The 19,323-nt window shown below is 59.3% G+C and carries 18 protein-coding genes and 1 pseudogene; 9 read left to right on the top strand and 10 right to left on the bottom strand.

Annotation, left to right across the window (positions count from 1 at the left end; translation table 11 throughout):
- The first annotated feature begins 18 nt into the window (after window positions 1-18).
- Window positions 19-903: an alpha/beta fold hydrolase gene (locus tag QZ534_RS15685; protein ID WP_296935726.1), complete on the top strand. Its 885-nt coding sequence runs from the start codon at window positions 19-21 to the stop codon at window positions 901-903.
- 160 nt (window positions 904-1,063) lie between these two features.
- A complete protein-coding gene (locus QZ534_RS15680; protein ID WP_296935724.1) occupies window positions 1,064-2,131 on the top strand; it encodes an AraC family transcriptional regulator in 1,068 nt (355 codons plus the stop codon).
- Here QZ534_RS15680 and queE read toward each other — a convergent pair whose 3' ends face one another.
- Both queE and queC read right to left on the bottom strand, forming a co-directional pair.
- Entirely contained in the window at window positions 2,132-2,788 is a 657-nt protein-coding gene (queE, locus tag QZ534_RS15675) for a 7-carboxy-7-deazaguanine synthase (RefSeq protein WP_296935720.1), read from the bottom strand.
- Window positions 2,788-3,453 carry a 7-cyano-7-deazaguanine synthase QueC gene (queC, locus tag QZ534_RS15670; RefSeq protein WP_296935718.1) on the bottom strand — a complete coding sequence of 222 codons (666 nt, stop codon included), beginning with the start codon at window positions 3,451-3,453 and terminating at the stop codon, window positions 2,788-2,790. Before queC ends, queE begins: the two co-directional genes overlap by 1 nt.
- Before the next feature lie 185 nt (window positions 3,454-3,638).
- On the opposite strand from queC, the gene QZ534_RS15665 reads away from it, so the two are divergent.
- The gene (locus QZ534_RS15665; RefSeq protein ID WP_296935716.1) at window positions 3,639-4,172 is read left to right on the top strand and encodes a hypothetical protein; all 534 of its coding nucleotides are present in this window, start codon (window positions 3,639-3,641) and stop codon (window positions 4,170-4,172) included.
- A 15-nt stretch (window positions 4,173-4,187) separates the two neighbouring features.
- On the opposite strand, the gene QZ534_RS15660 is transcribed toward QZ534_RS15665, so the two are convergent.
- A complete protein-coding gene (locus QZ534_RS15660; protein ID WP_296935713.1) occupies window positions 4,188-4,442 on the bottom strand; it encodes a hypothetical protein in 255 nt (84 codons plus the stop codon).
- A gap of 532 nt (window positions 4,443-4,974) precedes the next feature.
- On the opposite strand from QZ534_RS15660, the gene QZ534_RS15655 reads away from it, so the two are divergent.
- A complete protein-coding gene (locus tag QZ534_RS15655; protein ID WP_296935711.1) occupies window positions 4,975-5,247 on the top strand; it encodes a hypothetical protein in 273 nt (90 codons plus the stop codon).
- Between the two features lie 25 nt (window positions 5,248-5,272).
- Here QZ534_RS15655 and QZ534_RS15650 read toward each other — a convergent pair whose 3' ends face one another.
- The 3 genes from QZ534_RS15650 to QZ534_RS15640 are packed head-to-tail and all read right to left on the bottom strand — an operon-like array spanning window position 5,273 to window position 9,779.
- Window positions 5,273-5,686 (bottom strand): response regulator, encoded by a 414-nt coding sequence (locus QZ534_RS15650; RefSeq protein WP_296935709.1) that lies wholly within the window; start codon window positions 5,684-5,686, stop codon window positions 5,273-5,275.
- A gap of 14 nt (window positions 5,687-5,700) precedes the next feature.
- A complete protein-coding gene (locus QZ534_RS15645) occupies window positions 5,701-6,258 on the bottom strand; it encodes a hypothetical protein (RefSeq protein WP_296935708.1) in 558 nt (185 codons plus the stop codon).
- Between the two features lie 32 nt (window positions 6,259-6,290).
- Window positions 6,291-9,779, bottom strand: a complete 3,489-nt coding sequence (locus QZ534_RS15640) for a response regulator (protein ID WP_296935773.1) — start codon at window positions 9,777-9,779, stop codon at window positions 6,291-6,293.
- A gap of 172 nt (window positions 9,780-9,951) precedes the next feature.
- Between QZ534_RS15640 and QZ534_RS15635 the strand changes: the two genes are divergently transcribed.
- Window positions 9,952-11,022, top strand: a complete 1,071-nt coding sequence (locus tag QZ534_RS15635) for a hypothetical protein (RefSeq protein ID WP_296935706.1) — start codon at window positions 9,952-9,954, stop codon at window positions 11,020-11,022.
- Here the strand turns inward: QZ534_RS15635 and QZ534_RS15630 are convergent.
- Window positions 11,019-11,270, bottom strand: coding sequence for a hypothetical protein (locus tag QZ534_RS15630; RefSeq protein ID WP_296935704.1), 252 nt, complete (start codon window positions 11,268-11,270; stop codon window positions 11,019-11,021). The two genes, QZ534_RS15635 and QZ534_RS15630, sit on opposite strands and share 4 nt — an antisense overlap.
- 196 nt (window positions 11,271-11,466) lie before the next feature.
- Between QZ534_RS15630 and QZ534_RS15625 the strand changes: the two genes are divergently transcribed.
- Complete coding sequence (locus tag QZ534_RS15625) at window positions 11,467-11,811, top strand: hypothetical protein (RefSeq protein ID WP_296935702.1); 345 nt, start codon at window positions 11,467-11,469, stop codon at window positions 11,809-11,811.
- Window positions 11,812-11,821: 10 nt separating this feature from the next.
- On the opposite strand, the gene QZ534_RS15620 is transcribed toward QZ534_RS15625, so the two are convergent.
- A complete protein-coding gene (locus QZ534_RS15620) occupies window positions 11,822-13,108 on the bottom strand; it encodes a serine hydrolase (RefSeq protein WP_296935699.1) in 1,287 nt (428 codons plus the stop codon).
- Between the two features lie 126 nt (window positions 13,109-13,234).
- Entirely contained in the window at window positions 13,235-14,422 is a 1,188-nt protein-coding gene (locus tag QZ534_RS15615; RefSeq protein ID WP_296935697.1) for a sensor domain-containing diguanylate cyclase, read from the bottom strand.
- 215 nt (window positions 14,423-14,637) lie between these two features.
- Between QZ534_RS15615 and ybaK the strand changes: the two genes are divergently transcribed.
- Both ybaK and QZ534_RS15605 read left to right on the top strand, forming a co-directional pair.
- A complete protein-coding gene (gene ybaK / locus QZ534_RS15610) occupies window positions 14,638-15,108 on the top strand; it encodes a Cys-tRNA(Pro) deacylase (RefSeq protein WP_296935694.1) in 471 nt (156 codons plus the stop codon).
- Window positions 15,109-15,111: 3 nt separating this feature from the next.
- Window positions 15,112-16,305: a cation:proton antiporter gene (locus QZ534_RS15605; protein ID WP_296935691.1), complete on the top strand. Its 1,194-nt coding sequence runs from the start codon at window positions 15,112-15,114 to the stop codon at window positions 16,303-16,305.
- Window positions 16,306-16,401: 96 nt separating this feature from the next.
- On the opposite strand, the gene QZ534_RS15600 is transcribed toward QZ534_RS15605, so the two are convergent.
- Window positions 16,402-18,645 (bottom strand): NADP-dependent isocitrate dehydrogenase, encoded by a 2,244-nt coding sequence (locus QZ534_RS15600; RefSeq protein WP_296935688.1) that lies wholly within the window; start codon window positions 18,643-18,645, stop codon window positions 16,402-16,404.
- A 406-nt stretch (window positions 18,646-19,051) separates the two neighbouring features.
- Between QZ534_RS15600 and QZ534_RS15595 the strand changes: the two are divergent.
- Window positions 19,052-19,323 (top strand): annotated as a pseudogene (locus QZ534_RS15595) (copper-binding protein); the annotation flags it as partial.

Below are 19,323 nucleotides of genomic sequence, written 5' to 3'. Positions count from 1 at the left end.
CGGTGATCGCACACAACCATGAGAATTCCTGCTCCCAACCTCTGGCCCGCTGCCCGCACGGGACAGCGATTTCTTCTCCAGGCCCGCCGCCGCGAAGCGGTCGTGGATGGTCACAAGATGATTTTCCTCGAGCGGGGAACGCCCGGCGCGGGCAACCCCACGGTCGTTCTGATTCACGGCTTTGCCGCCATGAAAGAAAACTGGGGGCTGTGGCTACAGCGGCTACCCAGGCACTGGCATCTTCTGGTGCCGGATCTGCCAGGATTCGGAGAGAGTGATTACCGGTCCGAAGCCTGTTACCGCTATGAGACCCAGGCCCGGCGACTAGGCCAATGGCTTGCCGGCTTTGACACGGACAACCTGCATCTGGCCGGCAGCTCCATGGGTGGCGCGATTGCCGCAGTGCTTGCCCACAAGCTGGATCCGGCGCCCCGCTCGGTGACCCTGCTTAACAGTGCCGGCATCCCGGAACATAAAGAGGTCGACATTCATGCCCCCTTGAAGTCCGACCGCGACGGCATCCTGATTCCCCGGGACTGGAAAGGCGTCTACCGAATGTTTAACAGTGTTGGCACTGGCAAGCCCACGGTCTCCGGGCTCGCCATGGCCGGCCTTCTCGGGCCGGACCTCCTGGGCCGCACCGACGCCCTCCGGCACATCTTCCGGGACATGGTGGCGGACGCCCTGGCACCGGCCCGCTATCTGGGCCCAGGGACACCGCCACTGCAGGTTCAATGGGGTGACCGGGACGTGATTACGCCCACACGCTGCGTCGACTGGTTCGGATCGGCCACGCCACATGCAGAAATTCATATGTTCCCGGGTGTCGGCCATCTTCCCATGCTGGAAACACCCGTGCGTTCGGCGGCGGTTCTCGAGGACTTTGTTCGCCGCCACGGCTAGTGAACCGGCCCCGCTGATCCCTGCGAGTGGGCCAATGATTGGCCTTTCAGGCCATTTATTTCGTCAGCGAAGTCATGGGGGAACGATCCGGGAGACGCCATAATCGTCTAAATCACGCGTTCTGCGACATAACAAGAACAGAATCAGACGAGGAAATCCCATGCGCGCCTCCGTTCCAACGGCACAGGACCTGGGCATGCCGGCCATCTACCTGCACCTTCTGGCCGAACTGCTTCATACCATCGGTGTTGATGAAAAGGATCTGCTACTCCGGGTCGGACTCGACCCAAGCCGCCTGCAATCCACCGATCTACGGGTCAGCCAGACCCAGGCCAGCGAGTTTGTCACCCGGGCCATCATCGAAAGCGGCGAGCCGGGACTCGGAATCATGCTCGCCCGGGAACTGAAACTACCACTGCATGGCGCACTGGGTACGGCGGTCATGAGCAGCCGCACATTGGGTGATGCCATGGAGCTGATGACCCGGTATCTGACACTGCGGGTGCCCCACCTGCGGGTCAGCAAACGGGAAACCGGCAACCTGGCCTGGTATCTTGTCAGCTGCGACATCGATCTCGGTCCCCTGCACGGCTTTATCATGGATGCCATGCTGTTCGGATGCGTTGCCATGGGGGCGCAGCTGACGGGTTCCGTGGTTGACGGCTTGCGCATTGTTCGCCGGGGGCCGGAGCCGGCCTATTTCCAGCGGTTCCGCTCACAGATCCCGGTACCGGTGGAGTTCGGCGCCACGGAGAATGCCCTGGTGATCCCGGCCTCCAGGCTGGATCTGCCCGTGCGCTTCACCGACGATCAACTGGCCGCCTCATCAAGGGCCCAGTGCGAGGAGGCGCTACGGCAACTGACCGAAGACGCCGGATTTGCCTGTCGGGTCCGGCGGGTTATTGAAACCAGTTACCCCTTCCCACCGAAACTGGCCCGGGTTGCAGGCACCTTGTTTGTCTCCGAAAGGACACTCAAACGGCGGCTTCAGGAGGAAGAAGCCAGCTTCCAGCAGTTGGTGGACCAGGTCCGCCTGGAGCGGGCACAGGATCTGCTCCGCAGCACCGGTATGAACCTGAGCCAGATCGCCGACGCCCTCGGCTACGCTGACGCGGCGAACTTCACCCGCGCCTTCAAGCGCTGGACCGGCACCAGCCCCAGTCACTACCGCAGTGTACCGGCCAGATCCGCCTCGATGCCCGCTGAACGGGCACTGGCAACCGGATGATCAGTCAATACCGATAATCTTGTGCATCTGGAGGGTAAGCCGCCACTGGGGGTGCGCGAGACAGTAGTGGGTAGCGCGCCGGGTATTGCTTTGCTTGATCTCATCCACCGCCGCTTCCGGGGTTGAAGGAGAGGCCATGGGCGACAGGAAATAATGGCTCGCGCGAATGCCCAGGAATCGCTCCGGCATCGCCAGGGGCTGCGGATACACCAGTTTCAGCTCGTCACAGGTCTCGATCACCACAGGAGCATCGGCCTTGGGGCTGACGCAGAGCCAGTCGATACCTTCGGGGGCTGGCAGGGTGCCATTGGTCTCTACTCCCACCTCGAACCCTTCCCGATGGAACGCCTCAATCAGGGCTGAATCCAGCTGCAACAGGGGCTCTCCGCCGGTGCAGACCACATAGGGCTTGCCGGGCGCGTCCGGCCAGAGTTTCCGTATGTGACGGGCCAGCGCTTCCGGGGTTTCAAAGCGGCCACCGTTCTGGCCGTCGGTACCGACAAAATCGGTATCGCAGAAATTGCAGACCGCACTGGCACGGTCCTTCTCACGTCCGGTCCAGAGATTGCACTTGCTGAACCGGCAGAATACGGCCGCCCGACCCGCCTGGGCACCCTCGCCCTGCAGGGTGTAGAAAGCTTCCTTGACCCGATACATCAGCCTGCGTCCTCGTATTCCAGAGGATCGCTCACACCATTGGCGGCAAAGGCCTCCAGACGCTCAACGCAGGAGCCGCAACGGCCACAGGCCTGTTCACGGCCGTTGTAGCAGGTCCAGGTCTGCGAATAATCCAGGCCCAGGCGGAGACCCTCGGCCAGAATCTGGCCTTTGTCCATGGCCATGAAGGGCGCCTCAATGGCCACCGGTTCGTAGTTGGCGACCCGGCAGACCGCGTCCATTTTTTCGACGAATTCCGGGCGACAGTCGGGGTAGATGGCGTGGTCGCCACCATGAGCGCCGTACCAGACAGCGCCAGCACCCACCGTCACGGCGTAACCGGTTGCCAGCGACAGGAGGATCATGTTGCGGTTCGGCACCACGGTCGCCTTCATGCTGTCCTCTTCATAATGGCCTTCCGGGACTTCCAGATCCGAGGTCAGCGATGAACCGGCCATCACCTCGCTCATGGCGCGGATATCGATCACTTTGTGGGGAATACCCTGCGCCTCACAGACTGAACGCGCGCACTCCAGCTCCCGGACGTGACGCTGCCCATAATTGAAAGACAGCGCCTGAACCTGGTGCCCACGTTCCCTGGCCAGGTGCAGCAGAGTGTAGGAGTCCATGCCTCCGGAATAGATTACAACCACGGTGTCTGTCATTCGGGCTCCCCGTATGGTGCGATTGGGTGTGGGCTGGTTTACTGTCGCGCCCGACGCCTGTTGCTGTCATCGGGCTTTTACAATGAATGGACATATTGTAACAGTGCAGGCACAGGTTGGGTTCGCGTCTCGCTTGCGGGGCGGGTAAACTCAGCGAAAAACAACTCATCAGCTACACTGACTCCATGACCACTATCCAGCCGGCATTCATCGATTTCGAGGCATCCAGCCTTGATCTGATCGCGAGCTACCCCATTGAGGTAGGGATCTGCATGCCGGATGGCTCTCTCCATAGCTGGCTGATCGCTCCCCATGTCCTCTGGCAGGACTGGTCACAAAGCGCTGAACAGATACACGGCATTACTCGTGAGACCCTGGAAGCGGACGGCATTGCTGTGGCTGAAGTGGCGGGGGCCCTGAATGAACTGCTGCCAGAGCAGGTTTTTTGCGATGCCTGGACCTTCGACAGCTTCTGGCTGCACCGGTTGTTCAGGGCGGCCCGCATCACCCCGGCTTTTCAGCTGGAATCCATTTCAGCGCTGCTGGACACCCGCCAGGTCCGCCAATGGTCGGCACTTCGCCAGCAGGTGATTACCGAACTTGGCCTGCCAGTGCACAGGGCGGCAAACGACGCCCTGATCCTCCACAAAACCTGGGAGCGGATTGCCGGGGATCATGAGGCCCTGGAGCCTTTAACCAGTCAGAGCCGTCGGGCCTGAGCCGGTATCAGGCGATCAGTGCCTGGCTTGGCGTACACGCAATGCGATGACTTCAAGACCATCCCTGAGGGTATTAAGGGTCCAGTAGGTCAACAGCGCCATGAGCGCGGCGCCCGTGACTGTAAACACCAGGTTCTCGCCCACAACCTGCTCCTGCGCGGCCAACAGGTATAGCCCCAGCGCTACAATCAGGGCGAGTTCAATCAATGCGTGGGAACGGAACTTTCTTCTGGCAGATCCGGCTTCGTCGGACATTTTGCTAGGTTTCAACCTCTATCTGTCTATGGCGATGAATGAAAAGGTAGTGTGCAAATTATCGCCAGAACAGCCGGAAAGATCTGTACGAAGTAGTGGCTACGAAGATTCCACTACCGCAAAAAAAACGCAGCCATAGAGGCTGCGTAGAAAGGAGAGATCCATTGACTGCCTGACGCGGCAGGCAGTCAGGATTGCACAACGTAAAACACGTGACGCTGGAAATTATGCCAAGCGCCCACGGGGCCGTCTGTAGGGGTTTGCCGAAGATGCAGACCTATTGCAAACGGCCCATTAGCCTATACACTGGTAGTCGAACCGAAACACAAGAGCCGGTATGAACAGAATGATTCCACAGTTTATTGCTTACACAGCAGCAGGTTGCCATGCAGTGCAGTCTGTGCGCGCGATGGTGAAAGACATCTAACGGCTTTCGGTCAGTCCCGGGAGCCTTTGTAGCGACCGGGTCAGCTTCTCCGCGAAACCCCGGTTGCTTCAGGCGCCGGGGTTTTTGTTTTTGCAGCCGCAAAACGACAAGGAGAACATCATGAAAAGACATCCGACAACTCGTGCAGCAAACCAGCCCATGAACAATCGTCAGGGCCCGATCAAGCGCCCGGAGAAGCTGCCGCTGCTGGATGCGATCTGTAAAAAACTGAATCAACGCGTCAACCTGGATGACGAACAGCGGGTGCTTGGTGTTTATGAGCGGGGCTGGATCTTCAAGGGCGTTCTGGGCAACCTGAATGACGCCGAGGCGAGGTACGTGAGGGCGCTGGCAACCCGTTACAATTCGTGGATTGCCCGGCAGGTCGCCTGATCAGACGTTGGTAGTTCTGAACCGGTCAGTGGCGCCGGTTCAGACCCTGCATCATCGCCATGTCGCCGCCGTGAACCATGGCATAGTTGTTCACCACATCGTGGATCTTTTCCTGGGAATAGGGCTTGACCACGTACCCGTTAGCGCCGGCACTGATCGCCCGCTGAATACTCTCGATGGAATCGTCGGCCGTCACCAGCACAATGTGCTGCTCCTCCCGGGCATCCTTGAACTCCAGCATCAGCTCGTGGCCGTCGCCATCCGGCAGGCCCAGGTCCAGCAGGATAATGTGAAATTCCCCGGCCTTGAAAGCTGCCCTGGCGGAAGCCGCATCAATACACTCGATCACCTTGGTGGCGCCCGCCTTGTAGAGCATGTCCACCAACCGCTCTCGCATCACTGGCTCATCTTCCACTACCAGCACTTTCAGATCCGTCATGAGGGTTGCTCCTGTCAAGCTGTTGGGTCGTTGCCTGTGCGCCGCGGCAGATCCAGCGGCGCCGGGCGCGGCTCGCCCATTTCGCTGTCGTCAGACCGTGGCGAGTTATCGTCAATAACCGTGTTCGCGTCTTCCATGCCAAATCGTGTGAGGATATTGCTGATGCTCACGGCCGTGGTGTAAAGGGAAATGGCAATGATCAGAAGAATCGGCTGAACGAAGGTTACGAAACCGGGAACATCCGCGCTCCCCAGTATACTCAAAATCAGGATGATTGCCGGACCCAGTACCACGAAAAGGGTCAGGGCGATGAAGAAGACGATCCGCTCCTTGTAGCGTCCAAGATCCCGATTGGTCACCAGGCCCAGGACAAACTTGCCGATGGCAAGGCCGGCCAGAATGGCGGCGGCGATACTCAGATCGGGTCGCAGCAGGGTTTCGTACAGCCGACCTTCCCACAACCGTTGCATACCAATGACCAAAAACGGAAACAGCACAAACAGGATGTCCGCGTAGGTTCCGTACATCATGCTCAGGGAATGGTGTTCTCGGCGTTCTGGCAGCTCACTCATCGGGTTCTTCCTGTTGGTTGTTCTCAAGCACGTCAGCCCGGGGTTTCGGCAGCGTCGAGGGCACGGCCTATCATTTCACTGAGTACCTGCAGCTCGCTGCGAACCCGGTCCCAGTCCGGTTCGGTGACTTTCAGAAGTTCTTCCACGGTACCCGCCTGTCGGGTCATCAGCGGATAGCCCATAGCCCCCGCGGTGCCCTTGATCTGATGGGCTTCGGTTTTCATTGCCTCACGATCGGCTTTCGCCAGCGCCGCTTCCATTCGGGCCCGGCGGCCAGACAGGCCGTCAAGGAACTGCGCAACCAGGTGGGCAATTTCAGCATCCTCCCCGGAGTCCGTGGCGGTTACCGATCCAGTACCAAGCAACCGATCCAGCAGGGTCCTCAGGTGGGACTGATCAATAGGCTTGTTCAGCACCCCGTCACAACCGGCATCAAGCAGGGCATCGGTTTCCTGCTGGTCACCCGCCGTAAAGGCAATCACCGGTCGCCGGAACCCGGCCTGGCGCAGTAATCTGGTTGCAGCAACGCCATCCATACCGGGCATGTGACGGTCCATCAGCACCAGGTGAACGGTATCGGACAATGCCGCCCGGACCGCCTCCTCGCCACTGGTAACAGACAGCACTTCCAGCCCCTCCCGACGCAGCATGCGCTCCACCAGCTGGCGGTTCTCGGTATTGTCTTCGGCGACCAGCACGGTGCCCTGAAAGCGCGGCGCGGGACTTTGGGCCATGTCGGGGGCAACCGACAGGTACCGGGCCAGGGCCTCATAGAACCGCTGCTTGTCGATGGGCTTGGCCAGATGCTCGTTGCAGCCCGCCAGCCGGTAATCGGCAATGTCTTCGGACATCACATTCGCGGTCAGGGCGATGACCGGCGTATTGACCCCGGCTTCCCGCAGCGCCGCCGTGGCATCACGGCCGTTCATCACCGGCATCTGGATGTCCATCAGTATCAGATCGAAGGGCTCACGTATGGCAAGCTCCAGGGCTTCGGCGCCATTGTTCACATGGATCAGATCGGCGCCGGTTCGCGACACCAGCAGGGAGACCAGACGTCGGTTCACGTCGTTGTCTTCGGCACAGAGGATTCGGCCGGACAATCTCGGTGCCACCACCATGGGTATGGCCCTGCGGCGCTGGCTGAGCTCCGACGCATCACGCAGGAAATGCACCTGATCCAGTGCTCCGGTCCGGATCGACAGCTCAAACTCGCTGCCCTCGCCATAGGTGCTGTTAACCCGGATACTGCCACCGAGCATTTCTGCCAGACGCCGCGAGATACTGAGCCCGAGGCCGGTGCCACCATACTGCCTGGAAATGGCAGCGCTGCCCTGGGCAAACGGATCAAAGAGCCTTCCCAACTGCTCCGGTTTCATACCAATGCCGGTATCCACCACCCTGGCCACCAGCAGTTCCTGCTCGCGGTCGCAGCGGACCACCAGGGAGATGGAACCTTTGTTGGTGAACTTCAGGGCATTGCCACACAGGTTGATAATGATCTGGCGCAGTCTGGTGGGGTCAGTAAGGATCTGCTCCGGCAAGGGGTACTCGCAGATGATACTGAAATCCAGCCCCTTCTCCCGGGCCCGGGGGGCAAAAAAGGCGCGGATTTCGTCAAGGAGTTCCGGCAGATTGACCGAGACGATATCCACGTCCAGTTTGTTGGCGTCGATCTTCGAATGGTCGAGGATGTCGTTGACCAGGTCCAGCAAATGGCGCCCACTTCGTACCACGGTCTCGGCGCTGCTTCGTTTCTCCGGCTCGCTGAGATCCGGATCAAGCAGGGTTTCACCGTAACCGATGATAGCCGCCAGCGGCGTACGGATTTCATGGCTCATATTGGCCAGGAACTGACTCTTTGCCTCCGCCGAGTTGCGGGCCAACTCCTTTTCCAGCCGCTCCTGCTCACGCTCCCGCTCGATTCGCTGGCGGTTGTGGCTTTCGGTTGCATCGATGCAGGTACCTTCCAGATGGGTCGGTTCGCCTTCGGTGTCATAAACCGTATGCAGTGAGATGGTGGCCCAGCGCTCGTCGCCGTCCCGGGTCAGGTAGCGGGCCTCAATGCCCTTGACCGTTCCCCGGGCCTCCAGCTGTTCGATCACCAGCCGCCGCAGGCGGTCATCGGCGATGCAGGTTTCCAGTACGTCCGGATTCCGCTTGAGCAGTTCCCGGCTGCTGTTGTAGCCCAGCAAACGCGCCATGGCCGGATTGGCAGTGACAAACCGCCGGTCCGGGGACATCTGGAAAACCCCCTCGATGGCGTTATCGAACAGCGACTGATAACGCTGCAGATTCGACAGCGCCCGCTGGCTCCAGCCCAGTGCCTCGCCCTGGACCTGTTTTATCCGGTCCGCCAGGGCAAACGAGAACAGGATAATCTGGGCAGTCAGGCCAAACTGGGGCGAGTAGGCGGTGAAGGTGTTAAGGGGCAGTATACCCATCACCGTCAGGGCGTAGATGCCGAAGCCTACCAGCGCCAGAGTCCAGGCAAAGAAGTAGGAACGGGCCGCCGGGTTGTAATAACGCCAGGACAGATAACTGACGACGATCAGGATCAGGCTCAGCAGTACGGAACCAACCACAATCCATTCCATGGCCACGTGGTACGGCAGGAACAGGGACAGCACGAAGGTGGCAACCACCGAATAGAGACAGAGGCGGATGACCTGGTCCAGGTCGGCAGACCGTTCCCGTGTCTCCAGAAGTGATCGTGCCATCAGCAGGCCCCAGAACCAGGTCAGGATGATCTGGAAGTGAAGGAACTGCTTGTCGAAAATCGCCGGCCGGCTCTCAAGCAACTGAATACCGTGGACCTGTTCGGTAAAGATAAAGATGGTTGCGAACACCAGGTAGAGCACGTAATAAATGTTGCTCCGCTCGCGCACGGAGACCGCAACGAACAGGTTATAGGCGAGAATGGCGAGCACCGCACCGAGCAGGATGCCCCGCACCAGTTCATCCACCGAGACTTTTTCAATGTAGCTGTCCGGGTGCCACAGGCTGATCGGTAAACGGAAGGTGTTGGTGTTGACCACCCGAAGATAGACGTGGTTGAGCGTATCCGGTGCCAGCGAAAGGCGGAATGTGGGGTTCGGCACCGCCAGGTCCCGTTCAACCCAGTTATCCTCGTAGCCGGCCTGGCGCTGCTCGATCAGGGCTCCGTCCCGGACCATGAACAGGGCGACTTCATCCACCAGTGGCAGGGCAAGCTCCAGGATCCATCCGTTCTGGTCGAGGTTTCGGGCGGAGCGCAGATCCAGTCGCACCCAGTATGCCGACTCGGTGTAGCCGAAGTTCAAGACGCCGCCTTCGTGGCGGGTAAAGGCGCCCGATTCCAGTTTGCGAACCTCATCCAGGGTCAGCGCCTGGCCGGGATCCTCCAGGTACCAGATACAGCCGCCAAGATCACGGATACTCTCAACGCCGGCGTCCAGGACAACTTCACCATCACGGCAGGGCCCGGCTGCACCGGCCGAAGACGGCAGCAGGGCCGAGGCCAGGAACAGCAGGACTACCATCAAAGACGTCACCGCTGGGAGCGCCGATTCAAGCCGTTGCCGCAAAATGTGATCTCCGCGAGGGTAGATACCTGTTTTTTGTTTTACTGTCAGTACCCGCACCGGGGCTATATCGTCCTGGTGACTCACTTTAGCCGTTTACACCGTTTTTCGCATCCCGGGGCCTTCTGAAATGAGACATTCCTGCATTTTCGCTGCTGTTTCCGTGACCACGCTTGCCCTGAGCGGCTGCGGGCTTGAGGACACCGGCCCTTCGGCGTTCAATCCCGCCACCAATGTGGATCTGACTTTCTCGAGCTTCAATCTGGAAAACACCGAGGTGGCCCCGGACAATCTCGGCAACACCCGTTTCTGGGATTTTTACCGGGGCATCCAGCCCGCGGCAGACGACCCCGACGACCTGGCAACCACCGGCGAAATACGCAGCCACATCGAGATTTTCACCCGTGCCACGCCAACGGACATGGGGACCAGTTATGACAGCGTTCGCAATCCGCTGGACCTGATGAATCAGGTGCTGGCCTCTGGCGAAGTCACCAACTTCCAGGAAGGCAAACGGTATATCAGTCAACGAATTGCCGATGGCGCCGCGGGCACCTACAACACCCGGGGTAACGGTGCCCGGATCCGGTTCACAGACCAGTCGGCGGTGATTGCCGATCTTCCGCTGAACGACCAGCTCTGGATCTACCCAACCCTGGACTGGCGCTATCTTCCGGATGGCCCGGAAGGGTCGGATCTCGAGAACAAGGTGTACCGTACCATCCAGTATGTCAGCCGCAGCGTGGCCGAAGAGGATCAGGCGGACCAGCCGGAACTGGTCAGCGTGCTGGCAGGCAGCCGGTTTGATGCCAACAGCTTCATGACGTTGGGCTACAGCCCAACCGAATTCGCCACTGCCGACTACCTGAGCCGGAGCCATGGCAGTATTGAACTGCGCCAGGATTTCATTGACGAAAACACCGACACGCTGTTTATCAAGAATGACGAATCCGAGGTCATCAAGCTCGACCGCTATCCGGGGTATACCGGGGAAGACAACCATCCCGACTGCCTGAGAATCGAGCTGGATTACAACGTGGAGCTGGTCAGGATTTTTGCCTCCGACGGCGAACCGGCGCGCATAGACGACCCTGACTCAACAGACGACCAGGACACCATCCCGAACCCGGCCAATTGCACCTACCAGGAAGATGCCGATGCAATTACCAGCTGGACAACGGTGGCCATCACCGAACGCTAGCTGGGGCCCCGGTCCCTGAGATCCCAGTTTTGCAGGAAACCCTTCTTGCGGTCGATCATCCGTTCATAGGTGGAGATCATGATGGCCGCATGAGGCGCTTTGACAAGACGGAGGGTTTCAATGCGGCGTTCAAGCCGTTCAACTTCCGAGCGCACCTGCTGGTGCACATGGTTGCGAACGCTGTCGTGGTGGTCCAGCTTCACCTCGCGGGAGGCGGTCTGGTCGCTGGGGGGTGTGGGCTTGTCCATTCGGCTTCTCGTCCATTGAGTCGTGATAGATCCATTTCCCATCGCGCAAGTCTGCACAACTGTCCGACAGAGTGCAATTAAAATGAATAGAGTTTCATTTTTATTTTGAGCCTTGCCGATCCTTCTGTCATCCACACGACAGAAGCCCTGCTATAGTTCCCTGTAGATACAACATTGTGCACCGACAGGAGCTCCCATGACCCAGACATCCGTGGCGGATACACTTCGTGAATATCTGTCGCTGCTGGAACTGCTGGATGACGCCTACTGGGAAGCCAGCAGCATTCACCACAAGGACATGCTGTACGACATTATCAGCATCTTCAGCCAGGAGGTGGCCGAGATAAACAAGCTCAGTGTCCAGGACCACCATTATCCTTATGAGGTGATTACCGAAGGCATCCGCCGGGTCGTGCCGAAACTGGAGCGGCTCGATGAAAACCGCGAGGACGTGATCCAGCGCACCCAGACACTGACAGATTTCCGGGACATCCTGTCATCAGTGCTGGGTATCCTGGAAGCCCAGCTCAGAACACTCTAGGACCGACGCCTCAGGCGGCGATCAGTGGTCGCCGGTGCTCCGGTATCAGCGGAAAACGGTTACCCACGGTATACACGAATTTCGCCAGCGCCGGCAGATGGTGGCCAACAATCGGGATGCCCGTGTTCAACAGGCTGACGGAAATATCACGGGCAGCGTCTGCCCAGCACAGCTTGTTAATCAGACCAACATGACCAAAGGCAAACCGGCTGTTCTGACCCCATAGCCCCACCGGGTTGCCACCCAGCATCATGCCCGCACTGAAGCGCATGGGTATCATCATGGTGCGGTCTATCTGCAGGGAACCGAACTGCTGGATGGCCCGGCGGATGGTAATTTCACTGCAGATTCTCCGACCGTTCCAGAGTCCGCCGTTCAACATCATCTGGAAGAAACGACTCATTTCCTCGGCAGTCCCGCACAGGTTTCCCGCCGGAATCACCGCCTCCTGGAACCGTGGATCATTGGTAACCCGCTCAACCGTGCGGATATCGCCGCCAAGCGCCCGGTTGACGATCCAGGACACCGGAAAGCGGGGTGTTGGCCCGGTGGCATAGTTGCTGGCCAGATCATTCAGGTGCTCCGGGGCAATACCGTAGGTAAACCACTTCATACCCATTGGCCGACGCAAATGCTTGTCGAGATAGTTCTCGATGGTGTCGCCAGTCACCCGTTCCAGTACCCGCTGGAGCACAAAACCGCCGGTGATTGCGTGATAGGCCACCTTGGCACCGTCCACTTCCACCGGCCGGGCCGCGCAGAGCAGACGCCAGATTTCGTCGTTGTCCCAGAGCACATCAATCGGTGTTTCCCGGGGAATCGCAGGAATGCCACCCCGGTGTGAGAGTATCTGGTGAACGGTGATTGTCCTCTTACCATTTACCCCGAACTCCGGACAGTAGTAGGACACCGGATCCATCAGGTTTACCAGCCCCTGCTCTGCCAGCATGTGCATCAGCAACGCAGTCACCGCCTTGGAAGCAGAGAAGTAGCAGATCGGCGTATCGGTGGTCATCGGGACTTTCACTGCATCTCGCGGATCATGGGGGCCGTTGCCACTGGCATGGCCAATGGCCCGGTGCAGCACCTGCTCGCCCCTGTGGCGGATGGAAATCTGGATCCCCGGGTGCACGCCCGTCCGGTACAGGTTCTGGACGCTGTGCCACAGAGCATCCACCGTTTCCTGGCTGACGCCCGCAGCGGCAGGGCTTTCACCGGCATCATCCCGGAAGGTGACGGATTCGAGATCCTCGGGAATCTGACTGCTATGGAGGGCACGGCGGGCAAGTCGGTTCATCAGTTCAAACCTTTATCTGTACGATTGTTGTTTTTCTATCTTTAATGGAACAAACCGGGCACGCATTGGCCGGGCCGCATTGAGGCGGGCGTCACTGCCTCCACCCCGTCCGAAATACTGATCTCATTACTGATTATGGACCGGGTCGTGCAGGTGCGCCATGGCGACACAGTTTCGGCCGCGGTCCTTGGCCAGATACATGGCCTTGTCTGCGGCGGCACACAGCGCAGAGGCAGTCTGCCCGTGGTCGGGATACACCGCAACACCGACACTGATGGTCAGGGGCACGACCTCGCCATTGCCAAGCGGCTGAGGCTCTTCGGCCACTTTGCGTCGGAGCCGCTCGGCCGTCTCCTGAGCTTCGCCAAGATCCATTTCCGGCAACACAATAACGAACTCCTCACCACCGAACCGGCCGATGGAGTCGACACTGCGCACACTGCCCAACAACAGGCGACTGATAGAACGGAGAACCGAATCGCCGGCAGCATGACCGAAGGTGTCGTTTATATCCTTGAAATGATCGAAATCGATCCAGAGTACAACCATGGGCCTCTGATACCGGCGGGCCCGTTCCAGCTCCTCCTCCAGAACCCTGGACATTTCCCGGCGGTTGAAAAGGCCGGTCAACGGATCACGGGTGGCCATTTCTTCCAGCTCGTTTTCAAGGGTCTTTCGATCTGAAATATCAAGGACGATGCCCTCAAGCACAACGGAGCCATCGTCTTCTTCGATGCCCCGGCCACGCTCCCACACCCATATCCGGCTGCCATCCTGTCGGGTAAGGCCGTATTCCAGCGAAAAGGATTCATCCTTGTCCAGAGCCGCCTGTACTTCCTGCAGGATCCGTTCGTTGTCCTCTTCATCCAACAAGCTGGCGTAACTGGTCACCCGGTTATTGATGAGGTCGTCAGGCTCGTAGCCGGTCAGACGGGCGCAGCCCTGTGAAACAAACAGCATGGTCCAGTGCCGATCATAACGGCACCGGTATGCCATACCGGGGAGGTTGTCCATGAGAACCTGTAGCTGACGTTCCCGTTTGCGCAGGGCCTGGCGCTGGTTGTGTTGCAGGGTAAGCAGGGCCCGGTCCTTCGTCAGCTGACGCAAGAGCACCAGGAACAACACCAGGCCCGTGGTCAGGACAAACAGGAAGCCCTTCCAGGTCTGAATCAACGCATAGGTCTGAGGGTCCGGGAACCACGCCTCGGCGGCGGTATCGGAAAACGCAATCCAGGCAAAGCCAGCGATCAGATAGACCAGTGCAGCCCAGCCTGCTCGCCGCAGGGGTGTCCGGTTATCTTCCAATGTTTTCATTCCTTGAGGGTCTGGCCGCGAAGGCTCCATGAATACACAGCCGTTGGTGTTTGGACGTTTATAATGTACGAAAAATAGTCATAACGGGTCCTTAAGTCGAGCGGCAAATGTCATGCTCGGTAAAATCGCTTTCTGCCCCATGGCTCCGGGCAGTTGTTGCAGTGGCGCTTAGCTGCTTTAATTTCCGGTCTCTGGACGCCTTACGGGAGTTGAGCATGACACCTGGCATTAATGCGGCACGCAAGGCTGCAGTGCCCCACACAATTCACGAGTATGATCACGATCCGGCCAGCGAAAGCTATGGCACGGAGGCTGCCGAGAAAACCGGCGTGGATCCGGCCCGGGTGTTCAAGACGCTGGTTGTGGCCATCGATGGCAAGGAACTGGTGGTGGGTATCGTGCCGGTGACCACCATGCTCAACATGAAACTGATTGCCCGGGCGGCGCACGGAAAGAAAGCGGCCATGGCCGACAAACAGGCGGTTGAACGCACCACCGGCTATGTTCTGGGCGGTGTAAGCCCACTGGGGCAGAAGAAGAAGCTGAAAACCTTTATCGACGATTCGGCCCTGGGCTTTGACACCATTTACGTCAGCGCCGGGCGACGGGGCCTGGAGATTGAGCTTGCCCCCCGGGATCTGGCAACACTGGTGAACGGCGGTTTTGTCCCCCTCCATCAGGAGTAAGCCTTGAACCACGCAACGGACCTGCTATTAGTCGGCGGCACCCTGCTGCTGGCGCTGGCCGCGCATGGTATCGGCCAACGCATACACGTGCCCAGGGTCACCCTGTTGCTCTTGCTTGGCGCGCTTGCCGGGCCGGACCTGCTGGACCTTCTGCCCCAGGGCTCCGACGCCCACTTCGGCTTCATTACCCAGCTCACCCTGGCCATGGTCGGCTTCCTGCTGGGTGAACGGATGGCGGTGAAGAATCTGGCAGAGGGTCGGGAAGCGGTGATAGTAAGCCTTGCCGTCACACTCGTGACGGCGGCGTTTGTTGCCGTCGCAGTCTGGCTGGTTACCCGGAATCTTCCCGCTGCACTGCTCCTTGGTTCCATCGCAACGGCAACGGCGCCGGCAGCAACACTGGATACGCTGAAAGAGGCGGGTGCCAACGGTCCGTTGACTCGACTGGTGTTTCAGGTGGTCGCCATCGACGACGCCTGGGGCGCGATCCTGTTCAGTGTCTGCCTGGTCGGCGCCCAATTGCTGCTGGGCAATGGCGGCACCGGGCTTTCAACCCTTGGGATCGGATTGCTGGATGTTGGAGGGGCGGTTCTGCTGGGCATTATCCTGGGATTGCCCATGGCCTGGCTCACCGGACGACTGCGGCCCGGAGAGCCCATGTTGCTGGAATCTGCCGGTTTCGTCTTCGTGGCCGCCGGCATTGCGTCGTTTCTTGGCCTTTCCTACCTACTTACCTGCATGACTCTGGGCATCGTGGTCGCCAACCGGGCAAGGCATCATGTGCGCCCATTCCGCTCGATAGAAGGCATTTCCGAGCCTTTCCTGGCGCTGTTCTTTTTCATGGCTGGCTACCAGCTTGAATGGGAGATGCTGCCAACCCTTGGCGCGCTTGGCCTCGCCTATGTTGCCGCCCGGATTGCAGGCCGACTGGCCGGCGGGCGGTTTGGCGGCTATCTGGCCGGTTCCGCTCCCCACACCCGCAAACGGATTGGCGCCTGCCTCATGCCCCAGGCCGGTGTTGCCCTGGGCCTGGCACTGCTGGCCACCGAACGGCTGCCAGAGCTGACCTATATTCTGCCCCTGGTCATTGGTGCCACCGTGATCTTTGAACTGGTGGGGCCGCCGCTTACCCTCATCCAGTTGCGGCGCGCCGGCGAGACCGGCAAAGGCTTCCAGGACGAACCGGACGAGGACTGACCGACCGGGATAGCCGCAAAAAAACCGGAGAACCCGCCAGGGTTGTCCGGTTTTTTCGGATCGCATCCGGGCGGACCCGGATGCTTTGACGCTGATTTACTTCACGGATGCACGGGCATCCTCGAGGATCTTGTTCAGCGTGGCACTGGGCTGCATCACTTCGCAGACCTTTTCCATCGGCGGGTGGTAGTAACCACCGATATCCGCCGGGTGGCCCTGAACCACAGTCATCTCTTCCAGGATCTTGTCCTTGTTCTCTTCCAGCTGTGCGGACAGCTTGGTAAAGAACTCCTTCAGCTCCTTGTCGCTGTCCTGGTTGGCCAGCTCTTCGGCCCAGTAACGGGCCAGATGGAAGTGGGAACCACGGTTGTCCAGCTCGCCGGTCACCCGGGACGGAGACTGGTTATTTTCCAGCAGGCGCTCGGTGGCCTTGTCCAGGGTCTGACCCAACAGGCGCGCACGCTCGTTGTTCTGCTTCTCGCCCAGCTCGTCCAGGGAGACCGCAGTAGCCAGGAACTCGCCCAGGGAATCCCAGCGCAGGTGGTTCTCCTGGATCAGCTGCTGCACGTGCTTGGGCGCGGAACCACCGGCACCGGTCTCGTACAGGCCACCGCCGTTGAGCAGGGGAACGATGGACAGCATCTTGGCGCTGGTGCCCAGCTCCAGAATCGGGAAAAGGTCGGTGAGGTAGTCACGCAGAACGTTACCGGTCACGGAGATGGTATCCAGGCCACGAATCAGACGTTCCATGGTCCAGCGGATGGCGCGAACCGGCGACATGATGCGGATATCCAGGCCTTCGGTATCGTGATCCTTCAGGTAGGTGTTCACCTTCTTGATCAGCTGGGCATCGTGGGCACGCTCGTCGTCGAGCCAGAACACCGCCGGCATGCCGGTGGCGCGGGCGCGATTGACCGCCAGCTTGACCCAGTCACGGATCGGCAGGTCCTTGGTCTGGCAGGCGCGCCAGATATCGCCCTTCTCGACGTTATGCTCGGTCAGAACGGTGCCGTCTTCGGCAACGATGCGAACAATACCGTCTTCCTTGATCTCAAAGGTCTTGTCGTGGGAGCCGTACTCTTCGGCTTTCTGGGCCATCAGACCGACGTTCGGCACGGTACCCATGGTGGTGGGATCGAAGGCGCCGTGGGTCTTACAGAAGTTGATCACTTCCTGGTAGATGGTGGCGTAGGTGGACTCCGGCATAACCGCCTTGGTGTCCTTGAGCTTGTTGTCCCGGGCCCACATCTTGCCGGAGTTACGGATCATGGCCGGCATGGACGCATCAACGATAACGTCACTGGGCACGTGCAGGTTGGTGATGCCCTTGACCGAATCCACCATGGCAATTTCCGGACGGTGCTCGTAACAGGCGTGCAGGTCTTCCTGGATCTGTTCCTGCTTGGATTCCGGCAGTTGCTTGATCTTCTCGACCACGCTGGAAAGGCCGTTGTTCGGGTTCACGCCAATCTCGTCGAACAGCTCACCGTACTTGTCGAACAGGTCCTTGTAGAAAACCTTCACCGCGTGACCGAACACGATCGGGTGGGAGATTTTCATCATGGTGGCTTTCACGTGCAGGGAGAACATGACACCGGTCTTTTCGCAGTCTTCGATGGCATCCTCGAAGAACTTCACCAGCGCCTTCTTGCTCATGAACATGCCGTCGAGCACTTCGCCTTCCTGCAGGGGCAGGTCGGATTTCAGAACGGTCTGCTTACCCTGCTTGTTCTCGAACACGATGTTGGCTTTGGTGGCCTTGTCGAGGGTTACAGACTGCTCACTGGAGTAGAAGTCGCCACCGCGCATGTGGGCCACGTGGGTGCGTGAGGCCGGGCTCCATTCACCCATGGTGTGCGGGTATTTGCGGGCAAAGGCTTTGACGGCCGCCGGCGCGCGACGGTCGGAGTTGCCTTCACGAAGCACCGGGTTTACGGCACTGCCCAGAACCTTCGCGTAGCGGGACTGGATTTCTTTCTCTTCGTCGGTCTTCGGGTGCTCGAGGTACTCCGGCACCTTGTAGCCCTGCTCGTTCAGCTCTTTGATAGCTGCGCGCAGCTGCGGGATGGAGGCAGAAATATTCGGCAGTTTAATAATATTGGCGTCCGGGTCCTTGGTGTATTCACCCAGTTCGGCCAGGGCATCCGGAACCCGCTGATTTTCTTCCAGAAAGTCCGGGAAATTCGCCAGAATACGCGCCGCGAGAGAGATGTCGCTGGTTTCGAACTCAATACCAGCCGGCTTGGCGTAAGTTTCCAGGATGGGAAGAAGCGACCGTGTCGCGAGGGCTGGGGCCTCGTCGGTCAGTGTGTAGACAATCTTGGCTTTGGATGATGTCATTTTCGTCCTCAGGCTAATGGGTGGGTTCAGGACGGTCATGGCGGGGTCAGGCGTCTTTTGAACGTCCGACCTGAGCAATGACTGATTAGGAACTTTTGATAGACCTACTAAGATACCATTTTTTCGTTAATTTTGGTTACGATCTTAGTATAAGAACGGACTAAAAATGCCTGATCTTCGGTTACAAGACGATGAAATGGCGGGAATTTACGAAACTTTCTAACATTGACTCGGTGGTGACGCGGGGCGGGCAAGGCCTTCCAAAACACGCTCCTGGCGGCACATCCCTGTGGCGCTTGGGCTCCGCCATCCATGGCTCCGCACAGTTTTGGAAAGGGCTTCCCTCTTGGTTCGCCAAGCTTGAGTGCAGGCCTCTGCAACCTTTTCGCTTTATAGAGAGACATTGATGTATCCACAGTTGCGTTATGGAGTGGCCCTGACAGTCGCTCTGTTATCGCTGACCGCGCAAGCGGACCTGCAAGAACAGCTTGATGCCCTGGAGCCGGGCGTGAGCTTTGAGCTTCCCCCTGAGCAGATGTCGTCTCTGGCAATCCGGGTACCCGGGGTGTCTGTGTCTTGCCATGCCGCGACGGTGATTGACCCGGGCGGGCAGGGCAATGCGGTGGATATTGTCGCCGAGGGGGTGACGTTTTCCGGCTGTGCCGTTCGCAACTGGGG

The sequence above is a fragment of the uncultured Marinobacter sp. genome, from assembly GCF_913055835.1.
Taxonomy (GTDB): Bacteria; Pseudomonadota; Gammaproteobacteria; order Pseudomonadales; family Oleiphilaceae; genus Marinobacter.
The sequence above is the reverse complement of the archived record's forward strand: the minus strand, read 5'-3'. Positions and strand labels throughout refer to the sequence as shown.